General features: G+C 71.9%; 21 protein-coding genes. 12 read left to right on the forward strand and 9 right to left on the reverse strand.

From position 1 onward, the window contains the following. Positions 1–103: 103 nt before the first annotated feature. Both ABE505_RS05190 and ABE505_RS05195 read right to left on the reverse strand, forming a co-directional pair. A complete protein-coding gene (locus tag ABE505_RS05190) occupies positions 104–1,330 on the reverse strand; it encodes an endonuclease/exonuclease/phosphatase family protein (RefSeq protein WP_346442331.1) in 1,227 nt (408 codons plus the stop codon). 8 nt (positions 1,331–1,338) lie between these two features. Then, entirely contained in the window at positions 1,339–2,091 is a 753-nt protein-coding gene (locus ABE505_RS05195; RefSeq protein WP_346442332.1) for an arginyltransferase, read from the reverse strand. 147 nt (positions 2,092–2,238) lie between these two features. Between ABE505_RS05195 and ABE505_RS05200 the strand changes: the two genes are divergently transcribed. Next, positions 2,239–2,901, forward strand: coding sequence for an EF-hand domain-containing protein (locus tag ABE505_RS05200; RefSeq protein ID WP_346442333.1), 663 nt, complete (start codon positions 2,239–2,241; stop codon positions 2,899–2,901). Positions 2,902–3,056: 155 nt separating this feature from the next. Here the strand turns inward: ABE505_RS05200 and ABE505_RS05205 are convergent, their stop codons facing one another. The 4 genes from ABE505_RS05205 to ABE505_RS05220 form a co-directional block, all read right to left on the reverse strand. Beyond that, positions 3,057–4,238 carry an RNA polymerase sigma factor gene (locus tag ABE505_RS05205; protein ID WP_346442334.1) on the reverse strand — a complete coding sequence of 394 codons (1,182 nt, stop codon included), beginning with the start codon at positions 4,236–4,238 and terminating at the stop codon, positions 3,057–3,059. A 115-nt stretch (positions 4,239–4,353) separates the two neighbouring features. Beyond that, complete coding sequence (locus tag ABE505_RS05210) at positions 4,354–5,187, reverse strand: hypothetical protein (protein ID WP_346442335.1); 834 nt, start codon at positions 5,185–5,187, stop codon at positions 4,354–4,356. A gap of 1 nt (position 5,188) precedes the next feature. Beyond that, on the reverse strand, positions 5,189–6,076 hold the full coding sequence (gene tesB / locus ABE505_RS05215) for an acyl-CoA thioesterase II (protein WP_346442336.1): 888 nt from the start codon (positions 6,074–6,076) through the stop codon (positions 5,189–5,191). A gap of 76 nt (positions 6,077–6,152) precedes the next feature. Continuing rightward, a complete protein-coding gene (locus tag ABE505_RS05220; protein WP_346442337.1) occupies positions 6,153–6,725 on the reverse strand; it encodes an N-acetylmuramoyl-L-alanine amidase in 573 nt (190 codons plus the stop codon). A 95-nt stretch (positions 6,726–6,820) separates the two neighbouring features. Here ABE505_RS05220 and ABE505_RS05225 point away from each other — a divergent pair, with 95 nt between their 5' ends. Both ABE505_RS05225 and ABE505_RS05230 read left to right on the forward strand, forming a co-directional pair. Then, positions 6,821–7,324, forward strand: a complete 504-nt coding sequence (locus tag ABE505_RS05225; RefSeq protein ID WP_346442338.1) for an MOSC domain-containing protein — start codon at positions 6,821–6,823, stop codon at positions 7,322–7,324. A gap of 17 nt (positions 7,325–7,341) precedes the next feature. Then, a complete protein-coding gene (locus tag ABE505_RS05230; RefSeq protein ID WP_346442397.1) occupies positions 7,342–7,866 on the forward strand; it encodes a YqiA/YcfP family alpha/beta fold hydrolase in 525 nt (174 codons plus the stop codon). Between the two features lie 58 nt (positions 7,867–7,924). Here the strand turns inward: ABE505_RS05230 and ABE505_RS05235 are convergent, their stop codons facing one another. Then, entirely contained in the window at positions 7,925–8,572 is a 648-nt protein-coding gene (locus tag ABE505_RS05235) for an oxidoreductase (RefSeq protein WP_346442398.1), read from the reverse strand. Between the two features lie 316 nt (positions 8,573–8,888). Between ABE505_RS05235 and rlmKL the strand changes: the two genes are divergently transcribed. Beyond that, positions 8,889–11,096, forward strand: coding sequence for a bifunctional 23S rRNA (guanine(2069)-N(7))-methyltransferase RlmK/23S rRNA (guanine(2445)-N(2))-methyltransferase RlmL (gene rlmKL / locus ABE505_RS05240; protein ID WP_346442339.1), 2,208 nt, complete (start codon positions 8,889–8,891; stop codon positions 11,094–11,096). A gap of 185 nt (positions 11,097–11,281) precedes the next feature. Then, positions 11,282–12,133 carry a pirin family protein gene (locus ABE505_RS05245; RefSeq protein ID WP_346442340.1) on the forward strand — a complete coding sequence of 284 codons (852 nt, stop codon included), beginning with the start codon at positions 11,282–11,284 and terminating at the stop codon, positions 12,131–12,133. Positions 12,134–12,155: 22 nt separating this feature from the next. Here the strand turns inward: ABE505_RS05245 and ABE505_RS05250 are convergent, their stop codons facing one another. Both ABE505_RS05250 and ABE505_RS05255 read right to left on the reverse strand, forming a co-directional pair. After that, a complete protein-coding gene (locus ABE505_RS05250) occupies positions 12,156–12,605 on the reverse strand; it encodes a hypothetical protein (protein WP_346442341.1) in 450 nt (149 codons plus the stop codon). A 183-nt stretch (positions 12,606–12,788) separates the two neighbouring features. Beyond that, a complete protein-coding gene (locus tag ABE505_RS05255) occupies positions 12,789–13,295 on the reverse strand; it encodes a DNA-deoxyinosine glycosylase (protein WP_346442342.1) in 507 nt (168 codons plus the stop codon). Positions 13,296–13,443: 148 nt separating this feature from the next. On the opposite strand from ABE505_RS05255, the gene ABE505_RS05260 reads away from it, so the two are divergent. From ABE505_RS05260 to lpxK, 7 genes are all read left to right on the forward strand, one after another. Beyond that, positions 13,444–15,042: a TIGR02594 family protein gene (locus ABE505_RS05260; RefSeq protein ID WP_346442343.1), complete on the forward strand. Its 1,599-nt coding sequence runs from the start codon at positions 13,444–13,446 to the stop codon at positions 15,040–15,042. Between the two features lie 121 nt (positions 15,043–15,163). Further along, on the forward strand, positions 15,164–16,027 hold the full coding sequence (locus ABE505_RS05265) for a DUF4431 domain-containing protein (RefSeq protein WP_346442344.1): 864 nt from the start codon (positions 15,164–15,166) through the stop codon (positions 16,025–16,027). A gap of 180 nt (positions 16,028–16,207) precedes the next feature. After that, positions 16,208–18,646 (forward strand): DNA internalization-related competence protein ComEC/Rec2, encoded by a 2,439-nt coding sequence (locus tag ABE505_RS05270; RefSeq protein WP_346442345.1) that lies wholly within the window; start codon positions 16,208–16,210, stop codon positions 18,644–18,646. Positions 18,647–18,705: 59 nt separating this feature from the next. After that, positions 18,706–19,347, forward strand: coding sequence for a MotA/TolQ/ExbB proton channel family protein (locus ABE505_RS05275; protein WP_346442399.1), 642 nt, complete (start codon positions 18,706–18,708; stop codon positions 19,345–19,347). A 3-nt stretch (positions 19,348–19,350) separates the two neighbouring features. Further along, positions 19,351–19,803, forward strand: coding sequence for a biopolymer transporter ExbD (locus ABE505_RS05280; protein WP_346442346.1), 453 nt, complete (start codon positions 19,351–19,353; stop codon positions 19,801–19,803). 4 nt (positions 19,804–19,807) lie between these two features. Next, the gene (msbA, locus tag ABE505_RS05285; RefSeq protein ID WP_346442347.1) at positions 19,808–21,598 is read left to right on the forward strand and encodes a lipid A export permease/ATP-binding protein MsbA; all 1,791 of its coding nucleotides are present in this window, start codon (positions 19,808–19,810) and stop codon (positions 21,596–21,598) included. Continuing rightward, on the forward strand, positions 21,595–22,584 hold the full coding sequence (gene lpxK / locus ABE505_RS05290; protein WP_346442348.1) for a tetraacyldisaccharide 4'-kinase: 990 nt from the start codon (positions 21,595–21,597) through the stop codon (positions 22,582–22,584). Before msbA ends, lpxK begins: the two co-directional genes overlap by 4 nt. The last annotated feature ends 11 nt before the right edge of the window (positions 22,585–22,595 follow it).

Consider the following 22,595-nt stretch of genomic DNA (forward strand, 5'->3'; position numbering starts at 1 on the left):
CATCCCCCGATGGTGCACGGGCGGCGCCGTGATCGCCAGCATGGCGGCGGTCGCACTGTCGCGATCGCCGCACGGCGCTTGGCCGGGACGCAATGGCCGGCCGTCAGCCGCCGTCGGCGACGTCCACCCAGACCAGGCGGTGGTCGGTCCCGTCGACGATCTCGGCATGCGGGGTGTCGCTGGGCGGCCAGAACACGCCGCTGGCGAGCGGGACGTGGCCCACCGACGGCAGCACGTAGTCGAGCCGGAGGTTGCCCACCCGCGGGCCGAAGCTGCCGGTGTCGTGCGCGGCCGCGCCGCGGTGCTCGAGATTGGCGCCGCCATCGCGCGCGGCCGCCTCGACCGCGCCTTCGCTGCGCGGCGTGGCCATCCGCAACACGCGCGGGTGTTCGAGGAGACCGACGATCGCCTCGTGCGCACCGGCACCGTCGACCGGGTCGTTGTTGAGGTCGCCCAGGATCACGAACCGGGCACCGGCGGCCAGGCCACCGCAGCGCCCCGCATCGTCGCACAGCCAGTCGTGCGCGCCCGGCGACAGATAGTCCTGCCAGAAGCGGATCTCGTCGTGGTTGCGCGCAACGTTGCGCTTCTCCGGCCCGTCGAACGCCGGTGGCGTGGGATGGGAGGCGAGCACGTGCAGCACGCCGGTGGGCGTGCGCACCGGCACGTCCCAGTGCGATTTGGACGACAGTCGCAGCTGCGCCCACACCGCGTCGGGATGGAACGGCGCGCCGGTCGCCGGGTCGCGCGGGCGCTGCGCATCGGGCATCGCGCTCCACTTGAGCAACTGAAACGTGCGCGCGGCCTCGGCGTCGATGGGATAGCGCGAGAGCAGCAGCATGCCGTACTGGCCCGGATGCAGGCCGTAGCCCCAGGCGTCGTTGCCGCGGTCGCGGCCCTCGCCGCCGACCGTGCCGTTGCCGTCGAGGTCCAGCCCGCTCTGCACACCGGTGTTGACCGGCGCGAGGTAGCGGTAGGGATAGTGCAGCGGTGCGCCGCCGCCCGGTTGTGTGCGCTCGAGCCAGCGGGACTGGAACAGCGTCGCCGCGCTGCCGTCGGCGACGTAGTCGAACTCATTGAGCAGCACGATGTCCGGGCGCACCCGTTGCAGCACGGCGGCGACCTTGCGCGCGCCCGCGTCGTCACCCTGCAGGCGTTGCAGCAGGCCGCCGGGTGCGTCGCTGTTGAGCGAGGTGTTGTAGGTCGCGATGCGCAGCGCGCCGGCGGCCGGCGCGGGCGGCGAGGCCGTGGTCGGGCGGTCGCCGTGCACATGCACCCGGACGCAGGCGGCCAGTCCCAGCGCGACGACGACGAGCAGCAGCCAGAGCATGCCGCGCCTCATCGTGCCCACGCCGTCATCGCGCGCCACTGGAGTCCATCGAAGCCTTCGAGCGGCTGGAAATTGCGTTTGTAGTCCATCTTGCGGTGTCCTTCGATCCAGTAACCGAGATACAGGTATCGCCTGCGGTCGCGCTGCGCCCAGGCGATCTGGCGCAGGATCGCCAGTGTGCCGAGGCCGCGTGACACGAAGTCGGGGTCGTAGAAAGTGTAGACGGCCGACAGCGCATCCTCGATGAGATCGGTCACAGCAACCCCCACCAGCTGCCCGTGCAGGCGCAGTTCCAGCAGGCGGCCCTCGTTCCAGCTGCCGATCAGGAACTGGTCGAACTCGTGCGCACCATGGTCGTCCATGCCGCCGGCCGGATGTCGCGAGACGAGATAGCGCCGGTACAGCGCCAGGCGCTCGTCGTTGCGTTCGGCCGGCACCACGCGCGATTCGATGTCGGCATTGCGCGCGAGTGCGCGGCGCTGGCTGCGGTTGGGCGTGAAGTCCTCGACCGGAATGCGCACCGCCACGCACGCGCGGCAGTGCGCGCAGTGCGGGCGATAGACGATGTCGCCTGAGCGGCGGAAGCCCCAGCGCAGGGCCTGGGTGTAGACATGGGCCAGGCGGGGATCGTGCGGGTCGAGCACCAGATCACGGGCTTCGCGTTCAGGCCAGTACCCGCAGGCATGTGGCGCCGTGTGGAACAGGCGCAGATCGCTGGCCGCAGCGTCGGGGGCGGGATCGGGCGGCGGGGCGTCGTGCATGCGGCGAGGATACCGACGCGCGTCGCAGGCGGCGCGACCGGTTCGCCGGCTGCCGGCTGAACCAGGCCGACGCCGCGTCAACGGATCGCATGGCCGGCGCGTTGATCCCTGCATAGCGGCACGGTGCCGCGGCAACGGGATATCAACATGAAGAAGCGCCTCATCACCACCGCACTGCTGGCGGCACTCTCCATCACCACCATCGGCGCTGCGGCTGCGCAGAACCCTGCAGCCGGCACGCAGGCGACCAAGCCCGACGGCGAGCGTCATCGCGGCCACGGCATGCGCGGTCACGGCGGCGATCGCGTCGACGCGATCGCGCGATTCGACATCGACAAGGACGGCCGCATCAGCCGCGCCGAAGCGCAGGCTGCGCAGCAGGCCATGCAGGCACGTCGCGACGCGCACCGCGCCGAACGTACGGCACGTGGCGACGCACCGCGCGCGGAGCCGCCGGCGGCGGCACGCGGCGAACGCCCGCAGCGCGGGCCCGGCGCGCGTTCGCACAAGGGCGACGGCTTCGATCTGGTCGCCAACTTCGATGCCATCGATACCAACCGCGATGGCTATCTGACCCGCAGCGAACTGCGTACCTGGCACATCGCGAAGGCCGCGGAGCGCCGCGCCGAGGGCGAGCGTCGTTTCGATGCGAAGTTCCGCGAGACCGACCTCAACAACGACGGCAAGCTGAGCCGCGTCGAAGTCGCCGAGAAGATGCCGCGACTGGCCGGACGCTTCGACTGGCTGGACGACAACCGCGACGGCTTCCTCAGCCGCGAGGAACTGCGTCCGGCGCGTCCGCAGCGCTGAGTCGGCAGAACAAGTCGTCAGCAAGAGGCCGCGCACTGCGCGGCCTCTCCTGTTTCAGCGGCGGACGGACTTCTTCGTGCGGATCGGGGCGACCGCGAATCTTCGATGGACGGCGCGCGCCACGCGACACCGGCCTGCGTCGCGCGTGTGTCCGATCAGGCCGTCCTGAGCCAGAAGATCAGCAGCACGCCGATCAGGCCGACATTCGTCAGGATCAGGCCGCTGGAGCCGAACATCAGGCGATAGCCCAGTGCACGCCGCGCGCCGCCCTTGGGATCGCGTGCGATGTCGCGCGCAATCAGCGGATTCATCAGGCGCGGCATGCTGGTCAGGAGCGGATAGTTGTAGAGGAACAGCGCGATCGCGACCGACAGCAGGATCCAGCCGTCCGCGATGCGGCTGCTGGCCGTCATGAAGCCGATGCCGGCGCTCAGCAGGCCGCCGGCCAGCGAGCCCCACACGAACCATCTGTCGTAGAGCTTGAGGATCGCCCGGCGCTCGGCCTCGGTGTCGGCATAGCGCGCGACCATCTTCCGGCACAGCCACAGCGTCAGGCCGCCGAAGACCAGCGAGACGCCGGCCGCGCCCAGCGCGCTGGCGCTGCCGAGCGCCGCCTTGCCCGCGATGCTCGTGCCGAATGCAGCGCCGGCGGCGACGCCCGCGGCGGTGCCCGCCGTGGCGGGTTTGGCGAAGCTCATCAGGCCTGCGGTCACGAGCAGCGTGAACGCCGTGCCAGGCGCGGAACTCGTCGCGAACTCGCGGAAGCGCGCCATCAGGTCCTCGCGCAGGCTGCGTCGCGCGCGCGACAGGCGCTTGCGCACGGCCGCATCCGACAGACCGAGCAGGGCGGCGACCTGGCGGGAATTGCCGCCCTCGCGGTAGTACAGCAACAACACTTCGCGGCTGTCGTCGGGCAATTCGGAGATCAGGTCGGCGGCCACGCGCCCGCTCTCGTCGTCGATGATCTGCTGCATCGGACAGCCATCGGGATCGGCGGCCTGCGCGATCGCGAGCTCCGCAGCCTCGCCGGCGACCAGCCGGTCGCGGCGCGCGCGCAGGTGATCGCGCGCGAGATTGCGGGTGATCTGGCGCAGCCACGGCAGGAAGCTGGTGGGGTTCTGCAGCCGCCCGAGCTGCTGCCAGGCCTTGAAGTAGGCTTCCTGGGCGATGTCCTGGCTGGCCTGCACGTCGCGGGTGATCGCCAGGGCGATCGCGGTTGTCGCGTTCTGGCTCAGCCGCACGATGCGACCGTACGCGGCCTGGTCGCCGTCGCGCGCGGCGGGCAGCTCCAGGTGGATCCGGTCTTCGAGGCTCGGGTCGACGGCAATCGCGGACATCGGTCGCTTCCAGCGGAGGATCTGACCAGGACGCAGCCCGGTGGCCGGATGTGACCGACCCGCCGATCATGCCCCATCCCGGCGGCCGCGCGCAGCGACCGGCGACGAGTCCCGGCTACTTGGCCGGCGCGAAGTGCCAGTCGCGGCCTTGCCGCTGGACGTCGAAGGTGTGCGTGATCACGCCCTGGGCGGCGTCGGTGCCCCCGCTCGACAACTCCACTGTGCCCCGGCCCGAGCCGTCGGTGCGGTAGTTGCGTACTTCCAGCCACGCGGCCTGGCCGTCGCCGCCCGTGCATGCCGAGGCTGGCAGCACCTGCGCATAGCCGGCCTCGAGCTCGGCCAGCAGCGGGGCGGTCGGGGTATCGCCGTCGACGGCCACGCAGACCGGGCCCGATTGCGCGCGCAGCGCATCGGTGAGCACCGTCGCGACCAACGCCTGCGGCACCGGGATGCGGAATACGCCGGCCTCGACCGTCTGCGGCAGCATGTCCAGCGCCGGGCCCTGCTCGGCGACCGGCGTGGCGGCGGGTGCCGGCGCCGGTGCCTCGGGTGACGGCCGCGACCACCAGGACAGCCCGATCACCACGACTGCGCCGCCCAGCAATGCGTAGCGGATCTTCGCCGCCCGGCTCAGGCCCCGGCGGGGCGGCGGTGCGTTGTCGGCCGCGAACGTCAGTTCGCCCTGCGTCAGGTAGCTGCGCGTCGAGGGCTGGGTCTGCAGCAGGCCGGTGTCGCGCAGCAGCGCGCGGGCGCGCGGCTGGTCCTCCGAGCGCGTCACCCAGACCGCGGGGCGGGGGCCGGCGGCCTGGTCGCGATAGCTGAAGGTGCCGCGCCGGTTGCCCTTGTAGGAGCGGCCGTTGCTGATCTGCACCTCGATGCCTTCGGCGCGCAGCATCTCGGCGACGCGCTCGACGTTTTCCAGGCGCGCGCTGGAGAAGACCTGGCGCATGTCAGTCGGCCGCCGGGGCCGGCGGTGCGTCGGGGCGCACGCGGATCATGCCTTCCTGCGCGCTGCTGGCGACCAGGCGCCCTGTGCGGTCGAAGATCTGGCCGCGGGCCAGCCCTCGCGCATCCTGTGCGCTCGGGCTGTCGAGCGAATACAGCAGCCACTCGTCAACCCGGAACGGACGATGGAACCACAGCGCGTGGTCGAGCGAGGCCATCTGTACGTTCGGCTGGTAGTAACTGATGCCGTGCGGGAAGGTCGCGGTCCCGAGCAGGTGGAAGTCGGAGGCGTAGGCCAGCAGCGCACGGTGCAGCGAGGGCGCATCGCCGACGCGCTCCGACAGCCGGAACCACACCTGCTGGAACGGCGGGCGCTTGGGCGGCTGCAATTCGTCGCGCGGATATACGTGGCGGAACTCGAACGGGCCGCTGCGGTCGAGCCAGCGCTGGACCTTGACCGGCAGTCGGGCCAGCACTTCGGCCGGCAGCGGGTCCTGCGGGGCGATGTCCTCGGGCGCGGGCACTTCGGGCATCGTCAACTGGTGCGTGGCGCCGGCTTCGGCCTCCTGGAACGAGGCCGCGCAGAAGAAGATCACCTTGCCGTGCTGGATCGCGGTGACGCGGCGCACCGAGAAGCTGCCACCGTCGCGGGTGCGGTCGACGTCGTAGACGATCGGCGCGTCGACATCGCCGGCGCGCAGGAAATAGGCATGCAGCGAATGCGCCGGGCGCGGCGCGGTCATCGTCGCCTGCGCGGCCGACAGCGCCTGGCCGAGCACCTGGCCGCCGAACACGTACTTGGTGCCGATGTCGCGGCTCTGGCCGCGGAACAGATTGTCCTCGAGGCGCTCGAGCGAAAGCAGGTCGATCAGTTCCGAAACGGGCGGGGTCATCGCGGCAGGGTCGTGGCGGGCGGCACCGGGCGGACGATTATAGGGGGCGTCCGATGCCCGGCCCCGATCGCGTCGTTCAGGCGACGGCGCGCCGCAACGGCACCTGCGCCAGCACCTTGTCCCAGGGGAAGCGCGGGCCGGGGTCGCGCTTGCGCGGTACACGGCGCTGCGGATCGTCGCTGGCCGGCACCTGCTCGACATCGAGGTCTTCGTGGCCGGCGATCTCGCGCAGCGACGGCAACGTGTCGCACAGCTGCCGCAGCAACGCCACCAGGGCCTCGATCTGCGCGTCGGTATAGGGCTCGTCCATCGCCTGATGGCGCGAGTCGAGCCAGTGCGGGAAGCGCCCGCGGTTGACCAGCTCGATGCCCACCGATTCGGCGTTGCGGCCGCGCACATGGTGGGCGACGTGCTCGGCGGGCACGTACTCGACGATCGTGCCGTCGCGGTCGATGTACCAATGTCCGCTGTTGCCGGTGCCGGCCGCGTAGAGCACGCGCTCGCCGTAATTGCGGGCGGTCGCCAGGTCCGGCAACTCGGTGCAGTGGATCACCACCAGCGCGATGTCGGTGCGCGCACGTCGCGGCAGCCGGTCCACGTAGGGCAGCGGCTGCTGCACGATGGTCGAGAAGGGCGCGGCGGTGGACATGGCGCGGATGGTAGCCCGGATCGCACGGCGCGAACGCACTGTTGGACTTGGCACGTGCGCGTGTCCGAAAGGCGTTCCGGGCTACCATTGCCGCGATGAGACTTCCGCCCGCCGATTCCCCGCTCCACGCCTTGATGACGCAGTTTCCCCGCGCCGGCCGGCTCGACTGGATCGGCCTGCGTCCGGCACGCGATGTGCCGATGACGGTCGTCGAGACCGCGCAGGCACATGCGGGCGCAGGCCTGGCCGGCGACCGCTACGCCGGTGGCAGCGGCAAGCGCGGCGCCACCCTGATCCAGGCCGAGCACTTGCCGGCGATCGCTGCATTCAGCGGCCGGGACGCCGTCGCGCCGATGACCTTGCGCCGCAACCTGGTGGTCTCGGGCATTCCGCTGATCGCGTTCAAGGGCCGGCGCTTTCGGATCGGCGAGGTCGTGTTCGAAGGCACCGATCCCTGCGACCCGTGCTCGCGCATGGAGACCGCATTGGGGGCGGGCGGTTACAACGCGATGCGCGGCATGGGCGGGCTGTGCGCGCGGATCGTGCAAGGCGGCACGCTGCGCGTCGGCGACGCCGTGCACTGGGAGGCCGCCGCATGAGCGCGCGGCGCATGCCGATGCGAGGCCACTGCATCCTTTCGCACGGCTTCGAGAGCGGGCCGGACGCGACCAAGGTGACCGCGCTGGCACAGGCGGCCGAGGCGCTGGGCTGGACCCACGAGCGGCCCGACTACACCGATCTGGACGCGCGGCGCGAGGTGAGCCCGCTGGGCGATGTTGCCGCGCGCATCGAGCGGCTGATGCAGGCCGCGACCGCCGCCGCCGCGCGCGGCCCGCTGGTGCTGGCCGGCTCCAGCCTGGGCGCCTGGATCGCCGGGCACGTCTCGCAACGGGTGCCGGTCGCGGCGCTGTTCCTGATGGCGCCGCCGGTCCGGCTCGACGCCGCGCATCCGTTGCAGGCCGCCGAGGTGCCGCTGTCGGTGATCCATGGCTGGCACGACGAGCTGATCCCGGCCGCCGATGTCGTCGACTGGACCCGCGCGCGCCGGGGTCGGCTGCTGCTGGTCGACGACGACCACCGCCTGGGCGCGCACGTCGCGGCCTCGGCGCAGGCCTTTGCCGAGTTGCTGGTGCGGCTCTAGGGCGGCGCGCGCAGGGCTTGCGCCGAACACCAGGCTGCGGGGGGGCGAGGCGCGGCGATCAGCCGTCCGTCGATCGGGTCACCGTCTCCCAGGCGGCCAGTTCGGCTTCGAGAGTGGCGAGCTTGCCGCGCACCAGGTCGAGTGCATCGCTGCCCAGCAGCAGGTGCGTCGGCGGACGCGGCGCGTCGAGCATGGCCAGGATGGCGCGCGCGGCCTTGGCCGGGTCGCCCGGCTGGTGGCCGCTCCTGGACCGGCGCGCTTCGCGGATCGGGTCGAACAGCGCGTCGTAGTCGGCGATGCTGCGCGGCGTGCGCACCATCGAGCGGCCCGCCCAATCGGTGCGAAACGACCCGGGCGCAACCGCGGTGACGTGGATGCCCAGGGGCGCAACCTCCTGGCCCAGTGCCTCGGAAATACCTTCCAGCGCGAACTTGCTGCCGCAGTAGTAGGCGATGCCAGGCATCGTGATGAAACCGCCCATCGAAGTGATGTTGACGATGTGTCCGCGCCGCCGCCGGCGCATCCCGGGCAGCACGGCCTTGATCATCGCGACCGTGCCGAACACGTTGACGTCGAACTGCCGGCGCAACGCGTCCATTGCGGATTCCTCCAGCACACCCTCGTGGCCGTAGCCCGCGTTGTTGACCAGCACGTCCAGCGGCCCGATGTCGGCCTCGATCGCGTCGACGACGCCGGCCGTGACGATCGGGCCGCACGCGCGTCATCGGCCGGGGCGCCGGGTTGCGCGGGACGGTCGGCTGCGTGACCGCGCTGCGGTCTCCAGGTGCGCGCCGCGGTCGTCTTCGCGATGGCTGGCGGCCTGCGCGTCGTATCGCCCTGCAGCCGAGGCGAGCAGGGCCCTGTGGTATTTTGCGCGCCATCGTCGTGCCGTCCGTTGCACGCCATTCCCGATCCGTGGTCATCGCTGCGGCCGCCGAGGATCCGGCGCGGCTGCTGGCGATGCGCACGCGTGCGGCGTGCGCCGCATCCTCCTTTTCCCTTTCGTTGTGGACCGCCTGTCCGTGAAATTCTTCGTCTCCTGCGCCAAGGGCCTGGAATACCTGCTCGTCGATGAGGTGCTCGCGCTGGGCGCGGTCCAGGCCACCGCTACCGTCGCCGGGGTCAACGCCGAAGGCACGCTGCAGGACGCGCAGCGCGCGGTGCTGTGGTCGCGGCTCGCCAGCCGGGTGTTGTGGCCGATCGCCGATTACGCCTGCGACCACGAGGACGCGCTGTACGCCGGCGCGCGCGCGGTCGACTGGGCGGCCCATCTCGACCCGTCGATGACGCTGGCGATCGATGCCCATGTCTCGGGCAGCGCGATCACCCATGCGCGCTACGCCGCGCAGCGGGTCAAGGATGCGATCGTGGACACCCTGCGCGAGGCCACTGGTGCGCGCCCGGATGTCGATGTCGAGGCGCCGGACCTGCGCCTGAGCCTGGTGGTGCGCAAGGGGCGCGCGCTGCTCTCGGTGGACCTGGGCGGTGGGCCGTTGCACCGACGCGGCTGGCGCCGCGCCCAGGGCGAGGCGCCGCTGAAGGAAAACCTCGCCGCCGCGGTGCTGATGCGCGGCGGCTGGCCGGCGCTGTACGCCGCGGGCGGCGCACTGCTCGACCCGATGTGCGGCAGCGGCACGCTGTTGATCGAAGGCGCGCTGATGGCCGCCGATGTCGCGCCGGGCCTGGCACGGGATGGCGGCGCGGCGACCGCAGGCCGCGCCCCGAGCCGCTGGCACGGCTTCGACGCCGGGCATTGGCGGACCCTGTGCGACGAGGCCTTGGCACGCGAGCGCAGCGGCCGCGAGCGCCTGCGCAAGGCGTTTTTCGGCCGCGACCTCGACCCGCACGCGATCCATGCCGCCCGCGAGAACGCTACCGCGGCCGGGCTGCGCGATGCGATCGATTGGCAGGTCGGCGACGTTGTCGCCCTGCAGGCGCCGCCGGCGTCCGCGCCGTCCGACGATGTCGCAGCAGATGCCGCCGCGCCGCGCGGCCTGGTCGTCTGCAATCCGCCCTACGATGCCCGTTTGGCTGCCGATGCTGCGCTCTACCGCAGTCTCGGCAATGCGCTGGCGCGCGCGGTGCCGGACTGGCGCGCGAGCCTGCTGTGCGGCGATGCCGAACTCGCGCACGCCACCGGCCTGCGCGCCAAGAAGAAGTATCAGGTCTTCAACGGTGCGCTGGAGTGCAGCCTGATCGTCTGCGATCCGGTGCGCCCGCCCCAGCGCGAGGTCGACGACGCGCCGCAGGCGCTGAGCGAAGGCGCGACGATGGTTGCCAACCGCCTGCGCAAGAACCTGCGCAGGTTCAAGGCCTGGCGCGAGCGCGAAGCGGTGACCTGTTATCGCGTCTACGACGCCGACCTGCCCGAGTACGCGGCCGCGATCGACGTCTATATCCAGTCCGCATCCGATCCGGCCGCCGACGGCGCGCCGCTGTGGCTGCACGTCCAGGAGTACGCCGCGCCGGCCGAGATTCCCGAAGCCACGACCCGGCGCCGCTTCGGCGACGTGCTGAGCGCGGCCCGCGAGGTGTTCCGCATGCCGCGCGAGCGCATCGCGATCAAGACCCGCAGCCGCGGCAAGGGCGGCAGCAAGTACGGCCGCCTCGACGCGCGCCATGCGTTCATGCTGGTCGACGAGGGTCAGGTGCGTCTGCGCGTGAACCTGTTCGACTATCTCGATACCGGGCTGTTCCTCGACCATCGCCCGATGCGCCTGCGCATCGCAGAGGAGGCGGCGGACACGCGCTTTCTCAACCTGTTCGGCTACACCGGGGCCGCGACCGTGCATGCCGCGGCTGGCGGTGCGCGTACGACCACGACCGTCGACCTGTCGGCGACCTACCTGCAGTGGTGCGCGGACAATCTCGCCGCCAACGGCATGGGCGGCGCGCGGCACCGGCTGGTGCATGCCGACGCGCTGCAGTGGCTGGAGGCCGAGACCGCGCAGTACGACCTGATCTTCTGCGACCCGCCGACGTTCTCCAACTCGGCGCGGGCCAAGGATTTCGACATCCAGCGTGAGCACGTCCGGCTGCTGCGCGCGGCCGTTGCGCGGCTGGCGCCGGGCGGCGCGCTGTATTTCTCCAACAATTTCCGCCGGTTCCGGCTCGATGCCGAAGCCGTGGCTGCATTCGCGCACTGCGAGGACATTACGCCGGCGACGATCGCGCCCGACTTCGAGCGCAACCCGCGCATCCATCGTGCCTGGCGCTTGACCGCGCGCTGACGCGGCCGGGCGTGCGATCGCGCCCGGTCATGGACCTCGGCGATGCGGCCGGGGATGGACCTGGCCCGTCATGACGACGATGCGCTGCGCGTGGTGCCGGCGGAAACCTTGCGTTCCATCCGCGCCGATGGAATTGGCCTGTCGCACCCGCATCGTGTGCATTCCGACCCTGACCGGAGTTCCCGATGACTGCCTCCCAGACTGCCCGCGTCGTGCGCACCGTGCGCGGCATGCCCGCCAGCGACGGTGCCGGCGTCAAGCTCACCCGCGTCATCGGCACGCCGCAGTTGCCCGATCTCGATCCGTTCCTGATGCTCGACGAGTTCGGCACCGATCGCGCCGAGGATTACCTGGCCGGCTTCCCTGAGCACCCGCACCGCGGCTTCGAGACCGTGACCTACATGCTCGACGGGCGCATGCGCCACCGCTACAACCACGGCAACGAGGGCCTGCTGGTCCCCGGCAGCGTGCAGTGGATGACCGCCGGGCGCGGCGTGGTGCATTCGGAGATGCCCGAGCAGCAGGCCGGACGGATGCGTGGCTTCCAGTTGTGGGTGAACCTGCCCGCGCGCGAGAAGATGACCGCGCCGCGCTACCAGGAGTTCGCGCCCGAGCGGCTGCCGGTGGTCGAGCCTGCGCCCGGCGTGACGGTCAAGCTCATCGCCGGCAGCGTGGACGGCACCGCTGGCCCGATCGCGCAGCCGGCGACCGAGCCGCTGTATCTGGACATCGCGCTGGCGCCGGGCAGCGCCTGGGCGTTCGACCTGCCCGAAGGTCACAACGTCTTCGCCTACGTCTACGAAGGCCAGACGACGGTGGGCGAGGGCGAACAGATGCGCCCGCTCGCCGCGCAGGAGCTGGGCGTGCTCGGCGGCGGCGCGCGGCTGCAACTGCGCGCCGGTGAGGACGGCGCAAAGCTGATCGTCGTGGGCGGTCGTCCGCTGCGCGAGCCGGTGGCCCGCCACGGCCCATTCGTGATGAACACCCGCGAAGAACTGATGCAGGCCTTCGTGGATTTCCAGGAGGGCCGGTTCTAAAGCCGGCCCCAGGCACGCCCTCTCAGTTGCCGAGGCGCACGTCGGCGAATTCCAACTGTTCGACCTGGCGCAGCGTGCGTGCCAGCTGCGCCGGGTCGTCGGCCCGCACGATGATGTGGGCGTAGTCGCCCGAGGCCAGCTCCAGCAGCGTCTCGCGCACGATGGCGCTGGTCAGGTCGTTCTGCGGTGCGTGCCACCACGCCGACAGCCCGTCGATGCGGATCGGTTGGCCGATCCGTTCGCCCCGGCGCGGCTGGAAGGTCGGCGTGCGTCCGATCGCCACTGCGAACGGCTGACGCTGGGTGTCGAACTCGATCGCGCGGCAGAACACGAAATCGTCGCTCTCCTGCACGATCCACTGCACGTTGGCGATGACCGGCAACTGCGGACAGGCGCTGGTGGTCTCGGCCTGCGCGGCGCTGGCGCCGCAACCCAATGCGCCAAGCAACGCCAGCGTTCGGATGCGATGCATCATTGGCTCCCTGTGTGACTTGAACAGACCATAGCGCAGGGCCCGGCGAGCGCGTATGGGAAACGAAGAGAACGCGCTTGGGAAAGCGCCGCGTCCGCGGATCGGAGAGCTGCGCGTGTGCCGGCGATCCGCATCGCGGCAGTCGCGCTCTCGCGTTGGCGACGGGCGCGCGCCCACGGCCGGTCAGGCGTCGCACAGGCCGGTGCGCCAGGCGGCGAGCTTGGCGTCGAACCGCAGCGCCGCATGCGCCGGGCTCGTCGAGGGCAGCCGCGCCAAGTCCGGGACGCGCAGCAGTGCCGGCAGCACGTGGCGACGGAACAGGGTCTGCGCGGCGCTGCCGTTGAAGCGGATGCGGTCGATGCCCGGATGGGCCGCCAGCAGGCCGGCAATGTCGTTGGCGACGACGCTGCCGGCCTCGATCCGGGCATCCAGGCTGCCCGGCCGCACGCATTCGCCAGCGACGTCCCACAAAGCGATCCCTGCCTGTTGCAGGCGCGCCAGCCGCTGCGCGTAGGGCAGTTCGGGTCCGGCGTCGAACAGCGCGCCCATGATCGGCCAGAACAGGTTGCGCGGATGCGCGTAGTAGCGACTGGCCTCCAACGAGGCCACGCCCGGCATGCTGCCGAGCACCAGCACGCGTGCGCCGGGGCCGACGACGGGAGCGAAGCTGCGGAGCACGGGATCTGGCATCGGTGTGGAACTGAGGCGGGGCCCGCATGCTGCCATGCCTGCAATGACGCCTGCGCTCCTGGGGTCGACCCGGGCTGGGGTCGGCCCCGGATTGTGCCGGCTGTGCGGGTCGCCGAGGGTGGTGCTATCGCGTTGCGAGCCTGCTGCCATGGTCAATGCCGTCTCATCGCTTTCCAGCCACGCCAACCGCAGTGCCGGCAGCGACTACGCCGTCCGTCCGGGCGACACGCTCTCGGCCATCGCGCAGCAGCATGGTGTCAGCGTCGATGCGCTGCTCGCCGCCAATCCGCAGGTCCGCGATCCGGATCGGATCGCCGGCGGCCAGACACTGTCGATTCCCGAACCGGTCGCCGGGACCGCGGCACCGGCGGCGCATGCCAGCTCCGAGCCGTTGTCGAGCGTGCACCCGAGCATCCGCGCGCAGTTGCCGGCGGCCAACGACGGCGGCGCTGACTGGATGACCATCGCCGAGCGCGAGCTCGGACAGGCCGAGGTCTCGGGGACGCGCGCGAACCCGCGGATCATGGAGTACCACGCCGCGTCCGGCTTCTGGGGCAAGGACGACAGCGGCCGCGACAACGCCTGGTGCGGCTCGTTCGTCGCCTTCGTGATGAAGGCGGCGGGTCATCCGATCGCCAACGAGGCCTACCGCGCACGCGAGTGGGCGAACTGGGGCGACGCGGTGCCGCGCGCCGAGATCCAGCGCGGCGACGTGGTCGTGTTCCCGAACCATGTCGGCTTCGTCGATCGGGTCGAGGGCGACACCGTGCACTTGCTCGGCGGCAATCAGAGCAATGCGGTCAACGTGGCCCCGTACGACCTGGGCAACGCGATCGCGATCCGCCGCCCCAGCGGGGCGCCGGTCGCGCCGCCGTCGACGCCGGACGCGCCGGCTCCCGCGCCCGATCCATCGCCGGCTCCGCGCGGTGGGCAGGTCACGGTGGTCGCCGGTGACACCCTGTCGGGCATCGCGCATCGTCATGGCATCGGGCTCGATGCGCTGCTGGCGGCCAATCCACGCTTGTCCGCGGCGCCCGACCGGATCCATCCTGGCGACACCGTCGCGCTGCCGGCAGGGGCGAGCACCACGTTGACCGTGCGCGACGGCGATACCCTGTCGGGGATCGCCGGCCGGCATGGCGTCGGCCTGCCGGCGCTGCTGCAGGCCAATCCGCACCTGGCGGCGAACCCGGACCTCATCCATCCCGGGCAGTTCGTCCGGGTGCCCAGCGGAGGGGCGTCCACGTCGTCCACGTCCACCGCGTCCGGCCCGGATGCCACGGCGGCGACGGGCGAGGGCGGCGCGCGCGCCCGCGCGCAAGGACGCGATACCGTCATCACGCACGCCGACGGTTCGGTCGAGACCCGCAGCGGCGGCACGCTGGCCTGGCGCAACCACAATCCAGGCAACATCCGCGCCGGCGATTTCGCCAATGCCCATGGCGCCCTGGGCACAGGGCCGGGCGGATTTGCGGTTTTCCCCGATCGTGCCACCGGCGAACGGGCCATCGGCGCGCTGCTGCAGGGGGCGAGCTATCGCGATCTGAGCATCAACAACGCGATCCATCGCTACGCACCGCCGGTGGAGAACGACACCAACGCCTACCAGCGCACCATCGAACGCCTGACCGGGCTCGACAGTGGCCGCAGCATCGCCAGCCTGTCGGCCGCCGAACTGGCGCGCGTGGTCGGCGCGATCCAGGTGGTCGAGGGCTGGCAGGAAGGCCACGTGACCCGCACGCCATGACGGCGCGGCACGCGTTGCCGGCCGCAGTCCGGCCGGTGCGTGCGGCGCACAGCTGTGGGGATCTGGCGCGCCGGCGCGCCGGCCTCTAGGCTGGGCCATCGCCCGGTTCGGACCCTGCCGCATGGCCGTTCGCAACTGCAGATTCGCCTGGATGCTGGCCCTGGCCGGGCTCGTGGCCTGCGGGCCGCAACCGGCAGCGCCGGCCCAGGCGCCACCTGTGCCGCCAGAAGCCGAGGCCGCAGCGGCTGTCGCGTCAGCACCAGCGCCCGCAGCGCCTGTGCGCTATCGCCTCGAGCCCGAAGTGTCGGTCGTCACCGGCCGGGTGGCGATGCGCGAGGAGCGGGGCCCGCCGGACTTCGGTGAATCGCCGGACGATCCGGTGGTGCGGGTGCCGGTGCTGCAGCTGGACGCGCCGATCGAGGTCGAGGACGGCGCGACCACACGGCGGGTGGACGCCCTGCAGCTCGCCGGTAGCGGCGCAAGCGGGATCGAGCCTGGTTGCCGGCGCGTGCGCGGCACGTTGTTCCCCGCCGAGACCGGGCATCACTACACCGAGGTGCTGATCCAGGTGGCCGACAGCGCCCCCTCCAACGCCTGCACGCGCACCGGCGCGGCCACCGCGCCTTGTCTGGCGGGCCCGTTCGACGCCGCGTGGCCGGTATTCCGAGACGCGTTGGCCCGGCGCGACTGTGCCGCCCTGGTCGATCACGCCCGGCTCCCGCTGCACGCGCCGGGCCTGTTGGACGACGATCCGGTGCAGACCCTCGACCGCGCCGCGCTGCTGGCGGCGTGCCCGGCCTGGCTCGACGACGATGCCGGCCTGCCGAGGGCCTCGCGTCCGCTCGTCGATTACGCGGCCTCGTCTGAGGGTGCGATGCCGAACTGGCGGATCGCGCCTGGCGTCGACGACCAAGCGCGCGTCGGTGCGCTGATGTTCGTCCGGGAGTCCGGCTGCTGGCGCTGGACGGCGTACTACCGGCAGTAGCCTCGCAGGGGCGGGGCGCGGTGAAGCCGGTGCCGCCCTCCGGCCGGACCGGTCAGTGCCGGCCCCCTGTGCGCACGGGCTCGGACGCGGCGATTCCCGACCCCGGGGTGCACCGTTGCCGGACTGCGCGCGGCCGCGCCGCACCGCAGGCTGTCACCAGGACAGTGCAGGACGCGCGCGATGGAACAGGACGAGGCTGCGGTCGCCGGGCCGCATGGAGGCGCCTGCGACAGTGACAGCAGTGGCGGTGGATCGGGCCGGATCGAGGTCGGCGCGACGGGTCCGTCGGCCGCGACGTTCGGCACCGCGACCGCCGCGGCGCTGGTGCTCGGCGCGACCGTCTGTCTCGCGTTGCCGGCGCTGCTGCCGATGTGGGTGCTGTGGGGCCTGCTCGCGCTCGGGGCGGTGGCCTGGGCCCTCGGGCGTGTGGCGCTGCGCGTGGCAGGCGCGAGCGTCCTTGGCCTTGCCCTGTGCGGATTGCAGGCGACGCACGCGCTCTCGCTGCAGTGGCCGGCCGCGATGGCGCGCAGCGACGTCGTGGTGTCGGGGCGCCTGGTCGGCCTGCCGGTGCACGAGGCGCAACGGACCTGGTTCGAGTTCCGGGTCGACGCCGATGCGGCGCCTGCGGCCTTGCGCGGCCGGCTGCTGCGGTTGTCGTGGTTCGATGCCCGCGACGCGGCCCCGGACCCGCGCCGGCTGGCGCTCGAACCCGGCGACCGCTGGCGCTTCACCGCGCGCATCCGCGCGCCACGCGGCCTGCGCAATCCCGGCTGGATCGACAGCGAGAAGCACGCGATGGCGCGGCGCGTGACCGCCGTGGGCTACCTGCGCACCGGCGAGCCGATGACGCGGCTCGAAGCGACCGGCGGCATGGACCGCTGGCGGCATCGCACCGCCGAGCGGATCGAGCGGGTGGTCGACGGGGACGCCGCGCGCTTTGTCCGGGCGCTGGCGGTCGGCGATACGCGCGGCCTTGGCGAACTCGACTGGGAAGCGCTGCGCGCCACCGGCCTGACCCACCTGATCGCGATATCGGGCTTCCACGTCGGCATGGTCGGCGGTGCGTTCGCATTGCTGGCGGCCGCGGTGTGGTGGTGTCTGCCGTCGCTGGGGCGCCTGCTGCCCCGGCCGCAGGCGGCGGCGCTGGTCGCGCTGGCCGCCGCCAGCCTCTATGCCGCGGCGGCCGGCTGGGAGCTGCCGACCGTGCGCACGGTGTTGATGATCGCGGTCGCCGTCGTCGCCCGGCTGGTGCGCCGTCGGCTGCGCATCGCCGATGCCCTGGCCTATGCCGCGACCGCCGTCGTGTTGGTCGATCCGATGGCGGTGCTGTCGGCGGGTTTCTGGCTCAGCTTCGCCGGCGTTGCCTGGCTGGTGTGGTGTCTGCCCGACGCGCGCGCCCTGTCGGCGGCGCGGGGGCTGCTGGCCTCGCAGTGGGTGGCGACGCTCGGGCTGTTGCCGCTGACCGCGGCTCTGTTCGGCCAGGCGTCGCTGGCCGGTCCGTTGGCCAACCTGGTCGCGATTCCCTGGTGGAGCCTGGTCGTGGTGCCGCTTTCGGTGCTGGGCACCGGCCTGGAAGCGCTGCATGCCGGCGCCGGGGACTGGGCCTGGCGGCTGGCGGCGTGGGCGTTCGCGCCGAGTTGGCGGCTGTTCGACTGGCTCGCGGCCGCGCCGTTCGCGTTGTGGTGGCTGCCGGCCCCGCACCGGCTCGCGCTGCCCCTGGCGCTGCTGGCCGCGTTCTGGCTGCTGCTGCCGCGCGGCGTGCCGGGCAAGGGGCTCGCCGTGCTGTTGTGGCTGCCGTTGCTGTGGCCGGACCGGGACTTGCCCGGCGTCGGCGAGGCCGAACTGGTGGTACTCGATGTCGGCCAGGGGCTGGCGGTGCTGATCCGCACTGCCAGCCACACGGTGCTCTACGACACCGGGCCGGCGATGCCCGATGGCTACAATGCCGGCGAACGGGTCGTGGTGCCGGCACTGCACGCCCTGGGGGTGCGCCGGCTCGACGCGATCGTGGTCAGCCATGGCGATGCCGACCACGCCGGGGGCCTGGATGCGGTGCAGCGGCGTTTCGCCGCCCCGGTGGTGTTCGCGCCGCAATGGGACCGGGTACCGGGGGCTTCGCCGTGTCTGATGGGCGTGGCCTGGCGCGCCGACGGCGTCGTGTTCCGCTTTCTGCATCCGGATCTGTATTTCCCGCCGTTCCGCAATCCATCCAGCTGCGTGCTGCGCGTGGAGACCGCCTATGGCACGGCGCTGCTGCCCGGGGACATCGATACGCTCGTGGAGCGGCTGCTGGTGCACCGCGACGCCGAAGCGCTGGCGGCGGACGTCGTGGTCGCCGCGCATCACGGCAGCAGCGGGTCGTCGGATCCGGCGTTCGTGGCCGCGACCGGGGCGGGGCATGCGCTGATGTCGTCCGGCCACGGCAACCGGTTCGGCCATCCACATGCCCAGGCGCTCGCGCGCTGGACGCACGGGGGGGCTGCCACGCCGGGCACGGCCGAGGCCGGCGCGCTGCGGGTGCGCCTGGGGCAGGGCGGGGTCCGCGTGGCCGGCGAGCGCACCCGGACGCCGCGGCTCTGGGACGCGGCCCGCCGCAGCGAGCGCGGCGCGGGGGGCTGAGTCGCGCTACGTTATCCTAGTCGCCCGAGTGGACCGGCCCCGTGGCCGAAGGGGTTTGCGTGCTCGAACTGGTGAAGGCCGGCGGCTGGCCGATGATGCCGCTGCTGCTGCTGTCGGCGTTCGCGCTGGCAATCATCGTCGAGCGCTTCTGGGTCCTGCGTCGCCGCGCGGTGCTGCCGCCCGGGCTGGGCGAGGAAGTCCGGGCCTGGGCTGCGCGCGGCGCGCTCGACCCGACGCACATCGCCTCGCTGCGCGCGACCGCGCCGCTGGGCGCATTGCTGGCGGCGGCGCTCGATGTCCGTGACCGGCCGCGCGAGGAGATCCGCGAGCGCGTCGAGGACGTCGGCCGCCATGTCGCCTTCGCGATGGAGCGCCATCTCAACGCGCTGGGCACGATCGCCGCGGCCGGCCCGCTGTTGGGCTTGTTCGGCACGGTGGTGGGCATGATCCAGATGTTCCTGGGGGTGATGGACCACGGCATCGGCGATGTCGACCAGCTCGCCGGCGGCATCGGCAAGGCGCTGGTGTGCGCGGCGACGGGCATGATCGTCGCGGTGCCGGCGCTGATGTTCCATCGGCATTTCCGCGCGCGGATCGACGGCTACATCGTGGCGATGGAGCACGAGGCGATCCTGCTGATGGACGCGATCGACCCGCGCACGGCGCGCCGCCCGCCTTCCGTCGCGCCGGGGCGGGGCTGAGCGATGCGCATCCGCGACCGGCGCGCGCGCGACGAGCCCGAGATCAACCTCGTGCCGTTGATCGACGTGATCTTGGTGCTGATCATCTTCTTCGTGATCACCACCACGTTCGACGCGCGCTCGGTGCTCAAGCTCGAGTTGCCGCAGGCCACCGGCGAGCGCAACGACGCCCGGGGCGATACGCTGACGCTGCTGATCAATGCCGATGGCCGCTACTTCGTCCAGGACCGCGAGGCGCTGCGCACCGATGTCGACGCGCTCAAGCGCACGATCGTCGAGGTCGCCGGCGACGACCGCGAGCGCGTGGTGCTGCTGCGCGCCGACGCCCGCACCCCCTGGCAGGCGGTCGTCACCGCCTACGATGCGCTCGGCCAGTTGGGCTTCACCCGCATCGCCAACGCGACCGCGCCGCAGACGGCCGGACGCGTTGCCGAGCCCGCTTCACAGGAACGTTGACGTCATGGCTTCTCCCCCCCAAGGCGCGACACGCGCCGATCGCGCCTGGCCGGTCTACCGCCGGCTGCTGACTTTCGCCGGCGCCTATCGCGGCCTGCTGTCGGTCGCGCTGGTCGGCATGCTGATCGAGGCCGCCGCCGGCGGCGCCTTCACCAAGATGATGGAACCGATCATCGACGAGACGTTCGTGTCGGCCAATGCCGGCGTGAACCTCTGGTTGCCGGCGGCGATCATCGCGCTGTTCGTGGTCCGTGGCCTGGCCGGCTACCTGGCCGACTACAACATGGCCAAGTCCGGGCGCGGCATTGCGCGGGATCTGCGCGTGCGCGTGCTCGCCAAGTACCTCGGGCTGCCGGGCATGCGCTTCGATGCCGAGCCGGTGCCGTCGATGCTGGTCCGACTGGGCTCGGACAGCGACCAGGTCTCGCAGGCCGCGATCGACGCGGCCAAGGTGATGCTGCAGCAGTCGCTGCAGATCATCGCTTCGCTGATCGTGATGCTGATGACCAGTTGGCAGGTCACGCTGACCATCCTGGCGATCGCGCCCCCGTTGTCGTGGATCATGGGCAAGGTCGCGCGCCGCTACCGCCGCGTCAGCCACAGCATCCAGGACAGCGCCGCGATGCTGATGCAGACCGCCGATCAGTCGCTGAGCAACCAGCAGGAAGTGAAGATCTACGGCGCCCAGGCCGCGGAGAACGCGCGCTATGCGGAGGTCGCCGAGCGGCACATGCGGCTCAATCTCAAGGTCGAGGCGACGCGCGCGATCTCCTCGGGCGTGGTCCAGCTGATGGGCTCGATCGGTCTGGCGTTGCTGCTCTTGATCGCCGGCTATGAAGCCTCGCAGGGCCGGCTGACCGCAGGCGGCTTCGTCGCGTTGATGATCGCAATGATGGCGATCATCCCCGCGCTCAAGCAGCTGACCAACGTGCAGAACATGCTCCAGCGCGGGGTGGCGTCGGCCGAGCGCTTGTTCGAGATCCTCGATGCGCCCGACGAGCACGACCCGGGCGTGCGGCCGCTGGCGCGCGCGCGCGGCGAGATCGAGTTCCGCCACGTCGGCGCGCGCTATCCGGGGCAGGCCGAGCCGGCGCTGGAGGATGTGAGCTTCGTCGCGCGTCCGGGCACCGTCACCGCGATCGTCGGCCGCTCGGGCAGCGGCAAGTCGACGCTGATCAAACTGCTGCCGCGCTTCTACGAACACGAGACCGGCGAGATCCTGCTCGACGGCCATCCGCTGGAGGACTACCGGCTGGCCGACGTGCGCCGGCAGATCGCGCTGGTCGGCCAGCAGGTGATGCTGTTCGACGACACCGTCGCAGCCAATGTCGCCTATGGCGAGATGGCGGGCGCGCCGATCGCCGCGCTCGAGGGGGCGATCCGCGGCGCGAACGCGATGGAGTTCGTCGACAAGCTGCCCGGCAGGCTCGAGAGCGGCATCGGCAGTCGCGGCGGCCGTCTGTCGGGCGGCCAGCGGCAGCGCCTGGCGATCGCCCGCGCGATGCTCAAGGACGCACCGATCCTGATCCTCGACGAGGCGACCGCGGCGCTGGACGCCGAATCCGAGCGCCTGGTGCAGGACGCGCTCGAGCACCTGATGCCCGACCGCACCACGCTGGTCATCGCCCATCGGCTGGCGACGATCGAGCATGCCGACCAGGTGCTGGTGCTCGATCATGGCCGGCTGGTCGAGCACGGCACCCATCGCGAACTGCTCGCGCGCGGCGGCCTGTACGCGCATCTGCATCGCATGCAGTTCCGCGAGCCCGAGCCGTCGGCGGAGCAGGGCGCGTGAAGGCACCGGACTACTGGTTCGACGGCAGCCGCCCACCGTTGCACGCGCGCTTGCTCGCCCGCGTGTACGCCCGCGCCAGTGCTTGGCGACGCGCGTGGCTGCGCACCCGCAAGGTCGCGCGGCCGGTGCTGGTGATCGGCAACCTGATCGCCGGTGGCAGCGGCAAGACGCCGTTGACGATCGCGATCGTCGAGCGGCTGCAGGCCGCGGGCTGGACGCCCGGCGTCGCCAGCCGCGGCTACGGCCGCGACGAGGCGGGGACACCGCGCTGGGTCGAGCCGGTCAGCGACCCGCGCTGGTCGGGCGATGAGCCGGTGCTGATCGCTGCCCGCACCGGGGCGAAGGTCCGCGTCGACGCCGACCGGGTCGCGGCCGCCAAAGCGCTGATCAAAGCGGGCTGCGACATCGTGGTCTGCGACGACGGCCTGCAGCATTACCGCCTGCAGCGCGACGTCGAGATCGAGGTGATCGATGGCCGCCGCCGTTACGGCAACGGCGCCCTGATCCCGGCCGGACCGCTGCGCGAGCCGGCCGAGCGCGGCGCACGCTGCGATTTTCGCGTGCTCAACACCGGCATGGACGACAGCCTCGAGCCTGGTTTCGGCGAGTGGCCGATGCGGCTGGAGACCGCGCACGCGCTGCCACTGGCCGGCGGGCGGGCGCGGCCGTTGTCGGCCTTCGCCGGGCAGCGCGTGCATGCGGTCGCCGGCATCGGCGATCCCGAACGCTTCTTCGACACGCTGCGCCGCCAGCGCATCGCCGTAGTGCCGCATGCGTTCGCCGATCACCATCGCTACACGCCCGAGGACCTGCGCTTCGGCAGCGACCTGCCGGTGCTGATGACCGAGAAGGACGCGGTCAAGTGCATGCGGTTCGCCGGCGAGCGGCATTACAGCGTGCCGGTCGCCGCGCGGCTGCCCGAAGCGTTTTGGATCGCATTGCTCGACCGTCTCGAGGCGGTCCGCAGCCCGGCCGGCAAGGCTTGAACGCGGCGCGG

This window comes from Luteimonas sp. TWI382, from assembly GCF_039674545.1.
Taxonomy (GTDB): domain Bacteria; phylum Pseudomonadota; class Gammaproteobacteria; order Xanthomonadales; family Xanthomonadaceae; genus Luteimonas.

Bases quoted from the DNA above. Each gene is read 5' to 3' on its own strand.
- ABE505_RS05260 (WP_346442343.1), top strand. From the start codon at position 13,444: ATGGTCAATGCCGTCTCATCGCTTTCCAGCCACGCCAACCGCAGTGCC.
- ABE505_RS05250 (WP_346442341.1), bottom strand. From the start codon at position 12,605: ATGCATCGCATCCGAACGCTGGCGTTGCTTGGCGCATTGGGTTGCGGC.
- ABE505_RS05230 (WP_346442397.1), top strand. From the start codon at position 7,342: ATGCGAGGCCACTGCATCCTTTCGCACGGCTTCGAGAGCGGGCCGGAC.
- ABE505_RS05225 (WP_346442338.1), top strand. From the start codon at position 6,821: ATGAGACTTCCGCCCGCCGATTCCCCGCTCCACGCCTTGATGACGCAG.
- ABE505_RS05210 (WP_346442335.1), bottom strand. From the start codon at position 5,187: ATGCGCCAGGTCTTCTCCAGCGCGCGCCTGGAAAACGTCGAGCGCGTC.
- ABE505_RS05280 (WP_346442346.1), top strand. From the start codon at position 19,351: ATGCGCATCCGCGACCGGCGCGCGCGCGACGAGCCCGAGATCAACCTC.
- tesB (WP_346442336.1), bottom strand. From the start codon at position 6,076: ATGACCCCGCCCGTTTCGGAACTGATCGACCTGCTTTCGCTCGAGCGC.
- ABE505_RS05200 (WP_346442333.1), top strand. From the start codon at position 2,239: ATGAAGAAGCGCCTCATCACCACCGCACTGCTGGCGGCACTCTCCATC.
- ABE505_RS05220 (WP_346442337.1), bottom strand. From the start codon at position 6,725: ATGTCCACCGCCGCGCCCTTCTCGACCATCGTGCAGCAGCCGCTGCCC.
- ABE505_RS05195 (WP_346442332.1), bottom strand. From the start codon at position 2,091: ATGCACGACGCCCCGCCGCCCGATCCCGCCCCCGACGCTGCGGCCAGC.
- ABE505_RS05270 (WP_346442345.1), top strand. From the start codon at position 16,208: ATGGAACAGGACGAGGCTGCGGTCGCCGGGCCGCATGGAGGCGCCTGC.
- msbA (WP_346442347.1), top strand. From the start codon at position 19,808: ATGGCTTCTCCCCCCCAAGGCGCGACACGCGCCGATCGCGCCTGGCCG.
- ABE505_RS05190 (WP_346442331.1), bottom strand. From the start codon at position 1,330: ATGCTCTGGCTGCTGCTCGTCGTCGTCGCGCTGGGACTGGCCGCCTGC.
- ABE505_RS05255 (WP_346442342.1), bottom strand. From the start codon at position 13,295: ATGCCAGATCCCGTGCTCCGCAGCTTCGCTCCCGTCGTCGGCCCCGGC.
- ABE505_RS05265 (WP_346442344.1), top strand. From the start codon at position 15,164: ATGGCCGTTCGCAACTGCAGATTCGCCTGGATGCTGGCCCTGGCCGGG.
- ABE505_RS05245 (WP_346442340.1), top strand. From the start codon at position 11,282: ATGACTGCCTCCCAGACTGCCCGCGTCGTGCGCACCGTGCGCGGCATG.
- ABE505_RS05205 (WP_346442334.1), bottom strand. From the start codon at position 4,238: ATGTCCGCGATTGCCGTCGACCCGAGCCTCGAAGACCGGATCCACCTG.